Here is a 14,268-nt window from a genome sequence, read left to right on the forward strand (position 1 = left end):
ATGGGCTGGGCGGCGCTAACGGGGGTTTCTGCTTCGGGCGTTTGTGGGCGCATCAATCACCTTTTTGGATTGCGCGCGACTGGACGATGTATCCGCCGCGGGAACGTCTTGCGTACGCAGCCGGGGTCGTCGTACGTGAGTCCGGGCGTGCGCAGTCCGGCGACGGCGAAGGACATCACGATGCGGTGGTCGCCGTGGGTGGCGATCTCGGCGGGCTTCGGCGTACCGGGGTGGATCTCGATCCAGTCGGGACCGGTGTGCACGGTGATGCCCATGCGCCGCAGGTTCTCGGCGCACGCCTCCAGCCGGTCGCACTCCTTGACCCGGGTGTTGGCGACGTCCTCGATCCGTACGGGACCGTCCGCGTACGGCGCGATGGCGGCGAGGGTCGGCATGGTGTCGGAGATGTCGCGCATGTTGACGGTGAGCCCGCGCAGACTGCCCGTGGAGCGGACGGTGGTGGCGTCGGCGCCCACCTCCACCTCGGCGCCCATGTCCCGCAGGACGTCGACGAAGCGCAGGTCGCCCTGGAGCGCGCCGGTGCCGAGGCCGGGGGCGGTGACCTCGCGGCCGGTGAGGGCCGCGGCGGCGAAGAAGTAGCTCGCGGTGGAGGCGTCGGGCTCGACGGTGTAGGCGGTGGCCCGGTAGCCGCCGGGAGGGACGGTGAAGGTGTTCCCCTCCCGCGCCACGTCCACGCCGAAGCCGCGCATCATCGCGAGGGTGATCTCGACGTACGGGGCGGAGACCAGCTCGGTGACCTCGATCCGCAGCCCCTTGGCGGTGAGCGGTCCGAGCATCAGGAGCGCGGTGAGGTACTGGGACGACTCCCCCGCGTCCAGGGTGAGTTCACCGCCCTGGATCCCGGCGGCCCGGACGGTCAGCGGGTGGTGTCCCGCGGCCTCCTCGTGGCGCAGGTCGACGCCGAGGGCGATGAGGGCCCGGGTCAGCGGGGCGAGCGGGCGGCGGCGCATCTGGGCGGAGGCGTCGAAGCGGTACGTGCCGGAGGCGGCGGCCGCGACGAGGGTGGGCAGGAAGCGGGCGGTGGTGGCGCCGTCGCGGCAGAAGACGTCGGCCTCGGGGGCGGCGGGTCCGGTCGGGCGGCCCTCGATGTGCCAGCGGTCGGCCTCCTGCGAGACCGCGTAACCGAGGCTCTTCAGCCCCTCGGCGAAGCCTTCGGTGTCGTCCGAGTGCAGCGGCCGCAGCAAGGTGGTGGTGCCGTCCGCGGCGGCGGCCAGGAAGAGGGCGCGCGCGGTGACGGACTTGGAGCCGGGAATGTCGATGACGGTCACGGCTCTCATCCTGCCGTGCGGCGGGCGGGCCGGGCGGAGTGCGTCCGGTGTGTGGACGCGGTGGAGGACACTCCGCTCGGCCACGACAGGCCGAGGCCTTCAGCGCACCGGCCGGTGCCGGTTCTCCTCGGTGGAGGGTCCGGGGGTGGCGTCGGCGATCCAGGGGCCGTCTCCGCTGGGGTCGATGACGCCCTCTTCCAGCCAGGTGTACGTGCCGGAGAGCACCCCCTCCACCACGCGCCGGTCCAGGTCGTCCGTGTTGGACCACAGCCGGCCGAACAACTCCTCCACCCGGAGGCGGGACTGCCGGCAGAAGGCGTCGGCGAGCTGATAGGCCTCGCGGCCGTGCTCCCCGGCGCCGCGCAGATGCTCGGCGCGGACACAGGCTGCGCTCATCGCGAAGAGTTCGGCGCCGATGTCGACGATCCGGCCGAGGAACCCCTGCTTGGTCTCCATCCGGCCCTGCCAGCGGGACATGGCGTAGAAGGTGGACCGGGCGAGCTTGCGCGAGGAGCGCTCGACGTACCGGAGGTGGCCGGAGAGGTCGGGGTGCCCGGAGTGGTTGAACTCACCGTACGTACCCGGGAGTTGCCCGGCTCCGGTGACGAGCTGAGGCAGCCAGCGGGCGTAGAACCCGGCGGCGTCGGCCCCGGCCTTCGCCTTGTCGGCGAGCGGCTTGTCCGGGTCGATGATGTCGCCGGCGACCTTGAGGTGGGCGTCGACGGCCTCGCGGGCGATCAGCAGGTGCATGATCTCGGTGGATCCCTCGAAGATCCGGTTGATCCGCATGTCCCGGAGCATCTGCTCGGCCGGAACGGCCCGCTCCCCCCGGGCGGCCAGCGACTCGGCAGTCTCGAAGCCGCGCCCGCCACGGATCTGGACCAGTTCGTCGGCGATGAGCCAGCCCATCTCGGAGCCGTACAGCTTGGCGAGGGCGGCCTCGATGCGGATGTCGTTGCGGTCCTCGTCGGCCATCTGCGAGGAGAGGTCGACGATCGCCTCCAGGGCGAAGGTGGTGGCCGCGATGAAGGAGATTTTCGCGCCGACCGCCTCGTGCCGGGCGACGGGCCGCCCCCACTGCTCCCGTACGGCGGACCATTCGCGGGCGATCTTCAGGGACCACTTGCCCACACCCACACACATGGCGGGCAGCGAAAGCCGCCCGGTGTTGAGGGTGGTCAGCGCGATCTTCAGCCCGGCCCCCTCGGGCCCGATGCGATGGGCGGCGGGCACCCGGACCTGGTGGAAGCGGGTGACGCCGTTCTCGATGCCGCGCAGCCCCATGAAGGCGTTGCGGTGCTCCACGGTGACGCCGGGGGCGTCCGCCTCGACGACGAAGGCGGTGATGCCACCGGGGTGCCCCTCGGATTCCGGCACCCGGGCCATCACCACGAGCAGATCGGCAACGACCCCATTGGTGGTCCAGAGCTTCACGCCGTCCAGCAGGTAATCGTTCCCGTCGGGCACGGCGGTGGTGGCGAGGCGGGCGGGGTCGGAGCCGACGTCGGGCTCGGTCAGCAGGAACGCGGAGATGTCGGTGGTGGCGAGCCGGGGCAGGAAGACGTCCTTCTGCTCCTGGCTGCCGAAAATCTTCAGCGGCTGGGGTACGCCGATCGACTGATGCGCCGAGAGCAGCGCGCCGATGGCGGGGCTCGCGGAGCCGACCAGGGCGAGCGCCTTGTTGTAGTACACCTGGGTGAGCCCGAGACCGCCGTACTTCGTCTCGATCTTCATACCCAGGGCGCCGAGCTCCTTGAGGCCGGCGATCACCTCATCGGGGATCTGCGCCTCGCGCTCGATCCGCGCGCTGTCGACGTGCGTCTCGCAGAACGTACGCAGCCGCGCCAGGAACTCCTCGCCGCGCCGGACGTCGTCGGGCGGCGGCAGGGGGTGCGGGTGGATCAGGTCGAGCCGGAACCGCCCCAGGAAGAGCTCCTTGGCGAAGCTGGGCTTGCGCCAGTCCCGCTCACGGGCGTCCTCGGCGACCCGGCGCGCCTCGCGCTCGGTGACCTTGGGTGCTTGGGGGACCTGGGGGGTGTTGTGTGGTGCGGACATGGGGGCCTCACCTCGCCGCGCGTCGCCGGGGCGGACGGCACCCGGACGCACGGACTGCTAGTCGCTGCCTACTGGTCCGTATGTAACCCGTTTACCCACACTTCGGCACCTGCACCGGTCTTCGCGGGCGGGGTGGGTTGCGTACTGTGCATGCCACACCCACCCTCGAGGCCTCATGCCCTTGACATCCCTGCTGCTGGGCGCGGCACTGTTCTCGGCAGGGCTCACGCTGGCAACGGACTACCGGGGCGCCGCCGGGATGTTCGCGAGCACCTTCCTCGACCCCAACCAGGGCGACCGCGCGATCCTGCGGCATTACGCCCGGCGGGGGATCGACCATCCCGAACTGCACTACTTCAACGAGGCCCTACGGCACCCGAGGTTCGTACGGATCGGGGGCGGGTTCGTCTCGGCCGTCGGGCTCGTGTTCCTGACGGGCGGTGCCCTTTCCCTGATACGCGGCTGACCGGCCCGGAAACAGACACCGACTGCGTCAGCCGGGCCGACCGGGCCGACCGGGCCGACCGGGCCGACCGGGCCGACCGGGCCGCAGGAGCATCGGGTCGTAGACCGGGGACTGGGGGGCGTGCTTGATCCGGGCGTCGACGACCTCGTAAGCCTCGATGTCCTCGCCGGAGCGCTCCGGCGAGGGACCGCGCTAGCTCACGGATCCCGGGCCCAGACTCAGAGCGGCCACAGACTCGGTGAGGCCTGACCTCTCCAACTGGCCCAGCACGTCCTCGAACGTCTGCGGTGGGCGTCGGCGAGACGTAGCTATCTCCTGGACGCAGGCATACACGACGCGATCATCTAGGCCGATGAGATCCATGACGAATTCATCGGCACTTTTCCGTTCGATACCCCAGTTCGCAAGGTAATGCGGCGGAAAATCCTTTCGATTATTGGTGACGATTACCTGGGCGCCGGCCTGGATGCCTGCAGCCAGGACATGTCGATCATCAGGGTCCGGGAGCTTGAGCCCCTCGATGAGGGGCTCAAACCCCGTGATCAGGCAGTCTCGGATGGCCCCGTTCATGAGGGCTCGCCGGCGCTGCAGCTTTTCAGGAGCGATGTCGTAGTCTCGCGCGATGTTCCGGTCGACCTCATCGAGGATCACGTCTGTCCATCTGGCGCGGACAAATCCGCGCTGACTAACGCGAATCAGCAGATCGCGCAGCGTGTTGGGATACAGGACGCAAGCATCGTAAATGACGACAAATGCCATGTCAGAGCAGTCCCAGCTCCTGGTCCAGCTCCATCAGATCGACGGCTGAGTCCTTGCGCTTCGCGTCGTCCTCGCGCAGGTACTGACGTAGGTCCGCGAAGCGGATTCGACGGTGCCGCCCCACAAGCGTGTAGGGGATTTCGCCATCCTCCAAGAGGCCGATCAAGTAGGGACGGGACACGTTCAGCATGTCGGCGGCCTGCTGAGTCGTCAGCACTGCGTCCACCGGCATGATCTGGACCCCTTGCCCGTTGGCGAGAGCTGCCAGCATCGACGCGAACATCTCCGCGACCGGACGCGGCAGGACGAGAGCCTCGTCGGCCGCCCCCGTCTCCAGGCGGACCTTGACGTCCGCCTCACTCTGAGCCGTGTGCGACAAGTAATCGTTGATCCGCCGCAGCGCCCGCTGCGCGTCCCTTGCGTCAACTACGCCCGGCTCGATCTTCCTACCTGTGCCCGTCCCCATAGCGCCCTCCAGCCTCGTAGTCGAATTATTCGCAATAGACGAAGTAAACGCAACCCGATCGCGGGTAACGGTCCAGGCAGAAACGGCCGGAGCCCCCGCACAGATGGGCTCCGGCCGTTCTTCTCGCGCCCTCGGACGCCCCCGCCCGCGCGGGTGGGGCGTCCGGGGGTGTTACAGGGCCAGGCCCGTGAGGACCAGGACGCGTTCGTAGGTGTAGTCGTCCATCGCGTAGCGGACGCCCTCGCGGCCCACGCCCGACTGCTTGGCGCCGCCGTACGGCATCTGGTCGGCGCGGTACGAGGGGACGTCGCCGATGATCACGCCGCCTACCTCCAGGGCGCGGTGGGCGCGGAAGGCGGTCTGGAGGTCGTGGGTGAAGACGCCTGCCTGGAGGCCGTACTTGGAGGAGTTGACGGCGGCGAACGCCTCCGCCTCGCCGTTCACCTTCTGGAGGGACATCACCGGGCCGAAGACCTCCTCGCAGGAGAGCTTCACGTCGTCCGGGAGGCCCGCCAGGACCGTGGGGGCGTAGGTGGCGCCGTCTCGCTTGCCGCCGGTGAGGAGTTCGGCTCCGGACCGGACCGCCTCGTCCACCCAGGACTCCACGCGCTTCGCCGCGTCCTCGCTGACCAAGGGGCCGACGTCGGTGGTGGCGTCGGCCGGGTCGCCGGTGGCCAGGGCCTCGACGGCGGCGACGATCTTCGGCACCAGCCGGTCGTAGACCGAGGCGTCGGCGATGACCCGCTGCACCGAGATGCAGGACTGGCCGCCCTGGTAGTTGGAGAACGTGGCGATCCGGGTGGCCGCCCAGTCCAGGTCCTCGTCCGAGGCGTAGTCGCCCAGGACGACCGCCGCGCCGTTGCCGCCCAGCTCCAGCGTGCAGTGCTTGCGGGGCACGGACTCCATGATCGCGTAGCCGACCGGGCCCGAGCCGGTGAAGGAGATGACCGGCAGCCGCTCGTCCTGCACCAGGGCGGGCATCTTGTCGTTCGGGACCGTCAGGACGGACCAGGAGCCCGCCGGGAGGTCGGTCTCGGCCAGCAGCTCGCCCAGGATCAGGGAGGAGATCGGGGTGGCCGGGGCCGGCTTCAGGATGATCGGGGCGCCCACGGCGATGGCCGGGGCCACCTTGTGGGCGCTGAGGTTGAGGGGGAAGTTGAAGGGGGCGATGCCGAGGACCGCCCCGCGCGGGAAGCGGCGGGTCAGGCCGAGGCGGCCGGTGCCGCCGAGGTCGGTGTCGAGCCGCTGGGCCTCGCCGCCGTTGAAGCGCCGGGCCTCCTCGGCCGCGAACCGGAACACCGAGACCGCCCGGCCGACCTCGCCGCGCGCCCACTTGATCGGCTTGCCGTTCTCCGCCGAGATCAGCTGCGCGATCTCCTCGGTGCGCTCCCCCAGCCGCCGTACGACGTGGTCGAGCGCTGCGGCCCGTACGTGCGCCGGGGTCGCGGCGAACTCGTCGCGTACGGCGTGGGCGGCGGCGACCGCCTCCTCCACCTGGGCGTCGGTCGGCACGCTGACGGTGCCGACGAGGCGGCCGTCGTACGGGTTGGTGACGTCGAAGCTGTCGGTACCGGTGGCCTGGCGGCCGGCCACCCAGAAGGCGTGGGGCGAAGTCATGGAGGTTCCGGCCCTTCGGAGGTCGTGACGGAGGTCGTGGTGGTCGTGGTCGTGACGGAAGCAGTGACGGAGGTGGTGGGCGCCCGGGAGGCTCCTCTCCGTGGTCCCACGGTAGGGCGGGGAAGCCTCGATGGCGTTTAGCCAGGGTGGAGTGAGGTGGGTGGCCGGCGCTCCGAATTGGCCAGGGGGTGGAGTCCGTTCGGTCGGCGGTGGCGTCCGGGCCGCGTGCACCGGGCCACCGGAAGCCCCGCCCAGACCACGTACGCCGCGGGGGCGGACGCCCCCGCCCGCTCAGCCCTCGGCCGGCGTCGCCGCCTCCGTCGCCTTCAGCGCGAGCCACAGCTCCATCCGGACGTCCGGGTCGTCCAGCGAGCGGCTCAGGATCTCCTCCACCCGGCGCATCCGGTAGCGCAGGGTGTGGCGGTGCACGCCCAGGTCGGCGGCGGCCGCGTCCCACTGGCCGTGGCGGGAGAGCCAGGCGCGCAGGGAGGCCACCAGGTCGCCGCGGCCCTTGGCGTCGTGCTCGTACAGGGCGCGGAGCATGCCGTCGGCGAAGGCCCGTACCGCGTCGTCGGCGAGGAGCGGCAGGACCGAACCGGCCGCCAGCTCCTCGTGCTCGACCAGGGCCCTGCCCCGGCGGCGGGCGACCGAGAGGGCCTGTTCGGCCTGTTTGTACGCGGCGGAGACGGCGATCGGGCCGCAGGGGGCGGAGAGTCCTACGACGACGTCGCTGTCCTCGGCGCCGCCCTCGCGCGGGGCGCGGTCGTCCTGGGCCTCGGCGTAGGCCGCGCAGGCGGCGACGGCCGTGCCGCCGTCGGCTGCCAGGACGACGACGCGTTCGCCCTCGGGGACCATGAGCACCGCCTCGCCGGAGCGGGCGGCGGCGGCCTCCATGGTCTCGGTGAGCAGTTCGAACCCGGCGGGCGCGGCCGCCTCCGCGATCAGCAGCCGGAAGGGGGCGTCGAGGAGGCCGCCGTACAGGTCTCCGGCGACCGCGCGGGCGTGGTCGGGCTGGCCGGCCAGGAGCATTCGCAGGACGGCGGCGCCCAGGCGCTGTTCTGCGCCCTGGAGGGAGCGGGAGCGGGCGGTGGTGAGGGTGAGCAGGGCTACGGCGGAGTGGACGGCGTACCGCTCGGCGGTTCCGAGGGCCGCTCCCGTGCCGACGGCCAGTGCGCCGCGCGCCCGGCGGCCGGTGCCCAGCGACTGGAGTTCGACCCGGTCCTCGCTGTCGCCGACGACGACGCTGGCCGGGGCGGGGCGGTCCCGGAGGCGTTCGACATCCGGGACGAGGCGGGCGGCGCGGCGGGCGGCCCAGTCGGGGGCGGCGGCGAGCACCGCGCCGGAGGTGTCGTACAGCGCGGCCCAGCCGTCGATGTGGGCGGCGAGGCGGGCGAGCAGGTCGGCGGGGCCGTCCCCGGCGAGCGCGGCCTTCGTCAGCTCGCGCTGGGCCTCGAAGCCGGCCGTGACCGCGCGGTACTGGTCGGCGGCGATGGCGGCGGAGACGGCCTTGCTGATGGCGAGGAACGGGGTGCGGCGGGGGACTTCGAGGAGCGGCAGGCCCGCCTCCTCGGCCGCGTCGACGAGGGCGGCGGGGACGTCGTCGTAGTTCACCCCGACCGCGAAGCCGACCCCGGCCACCCCGGCACCGGCCAGCCGCCGTACGTACCGCCGCATGGACTCGGCGTTCTCGGCGTCCAGGTTGGTGGCGGTGACCAGGAGGAGTTCGCCGCCGTCCATGTACGGGACGGGGTCGGCGAGCTCGCTGGCGTGGGCCCAGCGCACCGGGGTGTCGAGCCGGTCCGCGCCCGCCCGCACGGTGAGCTTGAGCGCCGAGTGCTGGACGAGCGAGGCGAGCGTAGGGGGCATGGGACCGGAACCCTCGAGGTCGGTGACGTCTGACCGGTGACGTGTTTCGTCGGCCGGATCGGCGGTGTGCATTACGCCGTCCCGTATGAACGGCTGTCACCGATTCTGCCAGGGCGGCACAGTTCCTGGAACCGCTCTCAGCCGCCGCCGGTCACCCGGGTGTCGTCACTCAGCCGCCGCCGGTCATCCAGGTGTCGCCTCTCAGCCGCCGGTCTCCCGGGTGTCGACTCTCAGCCGCCCAGCTCCACCAGCAGCGGCGGCGCGTGCTCGCCCTCCACCGTGGCCAGCCGGATCACCGCGTGCCCGGCGGGGACCGCGTACGCCAGTTCCGAGGCCGACCAGCGCTCCTTCTCCACCTGCCGTACGGTCACCGCGTCCGTGGTCACCGCCTTGCCGGTCACCAGCTTGCGCAGGGCGTGCAGGGCGCGGGTGAAGGCCTGGTCGGCGAAGACGGTGTGCTGGGCGACCTCGCGGGTCTCCACCCACTCCTTGCCCCAGGCCTCGGCGAACCGTTTGCCGTCCCAGGTGGTGATGCCGGAGAAGGCGGCCGTGCAGCCGACCGCGCCGAGCAGCGGGGTGTGCAGGGCCTCGGGTACGTCGTCGACGGTACGGAGCGTGAGGACGGCCCCCGCGTTGACCGAGCGCAGCCGGCGGATGCCCCGTACGGTCTCGGCGGTCACCGCGTGGGTCGCGTCGTCCAGGACCAGGCCCGCGAAGAGGGTGGTGTCGGTACGGGCGGCGGTGATCGCGGTGAACTGGGCGAGCAGGAGCCGGGTGAGCAGGCGGGACGCCTCGGCGTGGCCCCGCTCGGGCAGGTCGACGCGGACCCGCAGCGGGTACTGGCCGAGCGAGCGCAGCGCGAAGGGGCGGGCGTCCGGGCCGGTGGCGAAGAACCCGGCGAAGGCGGGCCGGTCGAGCAGTGCGACCCGGTCGGCGAGGGCCGGGGCGGGGTCGCCGGGGCCGCCCGCCTGCCGGGAGCGGGCCTCCAGCTCGCGGAGCATCGCCTGGTGCCCGGCGGCTTCGAGGGTGGCGCGGAGTGCGGCGAGGGCCTGCGGGGAGCCGTCGAGGAGTTCGCGCAGCTCCGGTACGGAGGGGAAGTGGCCGTGGGCCGTCCGGTAGGGGCCCAGAAGCTGGGCGAGGACGGTGGCGGCGCGGCGGCTGTCCAGGCTGCCGACATCGCCGACCAGCCCCTCCGCGAGGACGGCGGCGGCCTCGTCGGGGTCGGTGGTGCCGCCGTAGAGGTCCAGGTCGTGGGCGGAGGCGGGGTCGCCGACGCGTACGACGACGTCGAAGGCGTCGTCCGGGCCGAGCGGCGCGCCCGTGGAGCCGACGGCGAGTACGGCCGCCTGTCCGGCCAGGGCGCGCAGCCCGAGGGCCTCCACGACCGGCCGCACCAGCCGGTCGGACTTCCCGGAGCCGGGGGGCCCGACGGCCAGCAGCGAGGTGCCGAGCAGGGTGGGGTCCAGGGCGAGGCCGGTGGACCGGCGGGCGTAGGGGTTGTGCGGGTCCTCGGCGCAGCGGCCGATGCGGACCTGGCCGGTGAGCACGTCGTGGCGGGCGGTGCGGCGGGGCAGGTCGCGGCGGCCCGAGGGGTGCAGGGCGGCGGCTCCCCCGGTGCGCAGGACGGCTTCGGCGAGGGGGGCGGGGCCGGCGGGGCCGCGGGTGGCCTGCGCCCAGGCGTGGCGCAGGCGGGCCACGTCCACGTCGTTCATCCGGCCCGTGCGGACCTCGGCGGTGAGAGTGTCCGCCGCGTCGGTCCAGCCCGCCGCGCGCAGCTCGGGCCACCGGTCGGCGGAGGTCTCGGTGGGGGCCGGGGCGGTGGCCGGGTCCGGGGTGGCGTCTCCCCGGCGGGCGGCGATCAGCTCGCGCCAGCGGCCGAGGCGGGCGAAGGGCCAGAGGACGGCGGCGGCGATGAGTCCGTAGATGATGTTGACGACGGTCTGGCTCTGGTAGATCTCGCCGCCCGCGACGGCGGCGACCAGGACCAGGACCGGGCGGACGACCGGCAGGGTCTCCTTCCAGACCAGGAGCTGGGTCAGGCCCGCGGCGGCGGCTGCCGCGAGAGCGAGGAAGGGCTGCTCGCGGCGGACGACATGGCGGTGGAAGAGCTCGGAGAAGTTGCCGATCCGGCCGCAGCCGTAGACGAGCAGGCCGAAGAGGAGCGCCTCGTACACGGTGAGGGCGTCGGAGCCCTCGACGGTGCGGGGGCCGCCGGAGGTACCCGGGTTCCACCACTCGCCCGGGGTGAAGAGCTTCAGGGGGACGAGCCGGTAGGGGAGGTAGCCGTTGCGCCAGAGGGACCAGAGGAGGAGGGCGGAGAGGAGGGCGATGAGGGTGCCGACGAGGAGGGACCGGTCGGAGACCTCCTCGCCCCGCTCGGGCGGGCGCGGTGTGAACCCGAACCGCCAGACGCCCGGTGCCTGCGGCGGCCGGGGCGTACGCAGCCAGGCGTCCAGGGCGGGGGCACCGGCGGGCGGCTGCTCGACGGGGGGCGGCGGGGCGGCGGCGGGGCGGGCCGGTGGCGGCCCGGCGGGGGGCCGTCCGGCCGGGGGCGGCGGAGCGGTCCACGCGGAGGGCTGGTGGGGCCACTGCCGGGGCTGCCCAGGCTGCGGCTGCCCGGCGGGGGACGCCTCGGCGCGGGGCTGTCCGGGCAGGGACGGAGAAGGCTGTCCGGACCGCGGGGGTCCGAATCCCGGTTCCGAGGACCGCCCGGACCGCGGGTGTCCGAACCCCGGTTCCGAGGACCGCCCGAACCGCTGGTGTCCGAACCCTGGTTCCGAGGACTGCCCGGACGGCGGACCGGCCGGCCGCTCTCCGGCCGAGGGCTGCCCAGGCTGCGGCTGCCCGCCCCACGCCTCCGCCCGATCCGCAGGCGGCTCCACCCGTGGCGGCCCCGCCGGCGGTGGTGGCACGGCCGGGCCGGGCACCTTGTCCGCGCCCGTGCCCCGTACGCTCCGCGAGCCCTCGTCGTCCATGAACCACTGCCCCCTTGACCTGCCGGTCCGTCCACTGCCCCGGTCAATCTAGTGCGCGGACACGGTGAGTTCAGCAACCCGCCCGAACAGTGACCGCCCCGGCCCGCCCCTCACCGCGTCGCACCAGGTCGGCAGGGGGGCGCCCCACCGGCGGCCCGCCTTCTGTCCGTGACGGACAACGACACGCGCCCAGCACTCCCGATCGGAGCATGCCCGGGTGGAGTCCCCGCCCCTAGCCTGCAGAAAAGAAGAGCGTCCGAAACACCCCCCAGGAGCCCCTCATGACCGCAGTTCCGCAGGAGCGCCGCGTCGTCACCGCCATCCCCGGCCCGAAGTCGGCCGAGCTTCAGGCTCGACGCGTCGCCGCCGTCGCCGCAGGTGTGGGCTCCACCCTGCCGGTCTTCACCGCCCGCGCGGGCGGCGGGATCATCGAGGACGTGGACGGCAACCGTCTGATCGACTTCGGCTCCGGCATCGCCGTGACCTCCGTGGGCGCCTCCGCCGAGGCCGTCGTACGCCGGGCCTCCGCGCAGCTCGCGGACTTCACCCACACCTGTTTCATGGTCACGCCGTACGAGGGGTACGTCGAGGTCTGCGAGCAGCTCGCCGAGCTGACGCCGGGCGACCACGCGAAGAAGTCCGCGCTGTTCAACTCGGGCGCCGAGGCCGTCGAGAACGCGGTGAAGATCGCCCGCGCCTACACCAAGCGCACCGCCGTCGTCGTCTTCGACCACGGCTACCACGGCCGGACGAACCTCACGATGGCGCTGACCGCCAAGAACATGCCGTACAAGCAGGGCTTCGGCCCGTTCGCGCCCGAGGTCTACCGCGTCCCGGTCGCCTACGGCTACCGCTGGCCGACCGGGCCCGAGAACGCCGGTGCCGAGGCGTCCGCGCAGGCCATCGACGAGATCACCAAGCAGATCGGCGCGGAGAACGTCGCCGCGATCATCATCGAGCCGGTGCTCGGCGAGGGCGGCTTCATCGAGCCGGCCAAGGGCTTCCTGCCGGCCATCGCGCAGTTCGCCCAGGACAACGGCATCGTCTTCGTCGCGGACGAGATCCAGTCCGGTTTCTGCCGCACCGGCCAGTGGTTCGCCTGCGAGGACGAGGGCATCGTGCCCGACCTGATCACCACCGCCAAGGGCATCGCCGGCGGGCTGCCGCTCTCCGCCGTGACCGGCCGCGCCGAGATCATGGACGCCGCGCACGCCGGCGGTCTGGGCGGTACGTACGGCGGGAACCCGGTCGCCTGCGCCGGTGCGCTCGGCGCCATCGAGACGATGCGCGAGCTGGACCTGAACGGGAAGGCCAAGCGGATCGAGGAGGTCATGAAGGGCCGCCTCGCCGAGATGCGGGCCAAGCTCCCGAACGGCGACATCATCGGCGACATCCGCGGCCGTGGCGCCATGATCGCGATCGAGCTGGTGAAGTCCGGTACGAAGGACCCGGACCCGGCGGCGGCCAGCGCGCTCGCCAAGGCCTGCCACGCCGAGGGCGTCATGGTCCTGACCTGCGGCACCTACGGCAACGTGCTGCGCTTCCTGCCGCCGCTGGTGATCGGTGAGGACCTGCTCGGCGAGGGCCTCGACGTGATCGAGCAGGCGTTCGGCACACTCTGACCGTTCGAACCCGGAAGCGGGCGGCGGCGGCTTTTCGCCGTGGCCGTCCGGCCTCCGCGTGATGGCCTGTGAAGAAGGTGTGCGGGGGCGATGGCGGGTGGCGGTTGCGACTGTCGGCCGCCCCCTTGCTGCCGTACGGTTCCTGCAGATGAGAGAAACACACCGCCCGCGGGAAACCGCGGGTGGTTCCGGGTCGGGGCTTCCCCAGCACCGTCCCGGGCGTGCCTTCGCGCACGGCACCGGGGCCTCTGGCTCCGGGACTCCTCACCGATCGGACGGCCGCCCGCCCCACACCCCCCGGGGCGCGCGGCGACCCGGTCCCGTCGGCCATCCCGGAACAACCCCCCCTGTTCCCGGGTGGCCGGCCTCTCTTCTTCTCGCCCTCCTGGTGGCGCTGTTCGCGCTGATCACCTGGCAGGTGGCTGCCGACGGCCCGCTGGTCCGGCTGGACGAACGCGTCGGCGGGAGCCTCTTCGAGCGCGGTCCGGCCCCCGTGACCCAGCTCCTCTCCGACCTCGGCGGCATGCCGGTGGCGCTCCCGGTGCTCGGCTGCGCCATCGCGTACGCGCTGTGGCGCGGCGCCCGCCGCCTGCCGGTGTACGCGGCCCTCACCATGGCGGCCGTACCCGCGCTGGTGATCCCGCTGAAGGTGGCCACCGCCCGGCAGGGCCCGCTGACCGAGGCCGTCAACTACTACCCGTCGGGCCATACGGCGACGGCGGCGGTGGCGTACGGGGCCTCGGCCCTGCTCCTCCTGGCCGTTCCCCGCCCGGCGTGGCTGCGCGCGTGGCTGCCGCCCGCCGCCGCTGTGCTGCTGACGGCGGCGACGGGCGTGGGCCTTGTGCTGCACGGCTACCACTGGCCGCTGGACGTGCTGGCGAGCTGGTGCCTGGGGCCGGTGCTGCTCGCGCCGCTGTGGTGGGCCGGCCGGCGGTCCACGGGTGAACGCCGGTCCACGGACGGCCGCCGGTCCACGGGCGGCTGACCCACGGGTGGCTGACCCAAGGGTGGCTGACCCACGGCCAGCCGCCGGTCCACGGGCGTTCGCTGAGCGGCCCGGGGGGTGTCGGCATGGATGATGCCCGTCGCCGCGATCCTCTTCACCCCGGCGACGGGCATCGGTCTGGTGGGGCGTACGGCCGGCCGCGGCCGG

At 72.9% G+C, this 14,268-nt stretch carries 10 protein-coding genes; 3 read left to right on the forward strand and 7 right to left on the reverse strand.

The features are described from left to right. Positions 1-56 precede the first annotated feature (56 nt). On the reverse strand, positions 57-1,289 hold the full coding sequence (aroA, locus tag AB0917_RS29900) for a 3-phosphoshikimate 1-carboxyvinyltransferase (protein WP_366822799.1): 1,233 nt from the start codon (positions 1,287-1,289) through the stop codon (positions 57-59). A gap of 99 nt (positions 1,290-1,388) precedes the next feature. Then, the gene (locus tag AB0917_RS29905; protein ID WP_366822800.1) at positions 1,389-3,344 is read right to left on the reverse strand and encodes an acyl-CoA dehydrogenase family protein; all 1,956 of its coding nucleotides are present in this window, start codon (positions 3,342-3,344) and stop codon (positions 1,389-1,391) included. 175 nt (positions 3,345-3,519) lie between these two features. Between AB0917_RS29905 and AB0917_RS29910 the strand changes: the two genes are divergently transcribed. Further along, positions 3,520-3,810, forward strand: a complete 291-nt coding sequence (locus AB0917_RS29910; RefSeq protein WP_366822801.1) for a hypothetical protein — start codon at positions 3,520-3,522, stop codon at positions 3,808-3,810. Between the two features lie 192 nt (positions 3,811-4,002). On the opposite strand, the gene AB0917_RS29915 is transcribed toward AB0917_RS29910, so the two are convergent. The 5 genes from AB0917_RS29915 to AB0917_RS29935 all read right to left on the reverse strand — a co-directional run bounded on the left by AB0917_RS29915 (position 4,003) and on the right by AB0917_RS29935 (position 10,848). After that, positions 4,003-4,569 (reverse strand): PIN domain-containing protein, encoded by a 567-nt coding sequence (locus AB0917_RS29915; protein WP_366822802.1) that lies wholly within the window; start codon positions 4,567-4,569, stop codon positions 4,003-4,005. 1 nt (position 4,570) lies between these two features. Then, positions 4,571-5,035: a helix-turn-helix domain-containing protein gene (locus AB0917_RS29920; RefSeq protein ID WP_366822803.1), complete on the reverse strand. Its 465-nt coding sequence runs from the start codon at positions 5,033-5,035 to the stop codon at positions 4,571-4,573. A gap of 171 nt (positions 5,036-5,206) precedes the next feature. Continuing rightward, complete coding sequence (locus AB0917_RS29925) at positions 5,207-6,652, reverse strand: aldehyde dehydrogenase family protein (RefSeq protein WP_366822804.1); 1,446 nt, start codon at positions 6,650-6,652, stop codon at positions 5,207-5,209. Positions 6,653-6,943: 291 nt separating this feature from the next. Further along, positions 6,944-8,518, reverse strand: a complete 1,575-nt coding sequence (locus AB0917_RS29930) for a PucR family transcriptional regulator (RefSeq protein ID WP_366822805.1) — start codon at positions 8,516-8,518, stop codon at positions 6,944-6,946. Positions 8,519-8,748: 230 nt separating this feature from the next. Next, positions 8,749-10,848, reverse strand: a complete 2,100-nt coding sequence (locus tag AB0917_RS29935) for an ATP/GTP-binding protein (protein ID WP_366822808.1) — start codon at positions 10,846-10,848, stop codon at positions 8,749-8,751. A gap of 926 nt (positions 10,849-11,774) precedes the next feature. Here AB0917_RS29935 and gabT point away from each other — a divergent pair. Beyond that, the gene (gene gabT / locus AB0917_RS29940) at positions 11,775-13,115 is read left to right on the forward strand and encodes a 4-aminobutyrate--2-oxoglutarate transaminase (protein ID WP_366822806.1); all 1,341 of its coding nucleotides are present in this window, start codon (positions 11,775-11,777) and stop codon (positions 13,113-13,115) included. A 388-nt stretch (positions 13,116-13,503) separates the two neighbouring features. Then, a complete protein-coding gene (locus tag AB0917_RS29945) occupies positions 13,504-14,100 on the forward strand; it encodes a phosphatase PAP2 family protein (protein ID WP_366822807.1) in 597 nt (198 codons plus the stop codon). Positions 14,101-14,268 lie beyond the last annotated feature (168 nt).

It is taken from the genome of Streptomyces sp. NPDC007346, assembly GCF_040703535.1.
Lineage (GTDB): Bacteria > Actinomycetota > Actinomycetes > Streptomycetales > Streptomycetaceae > Streptomyces.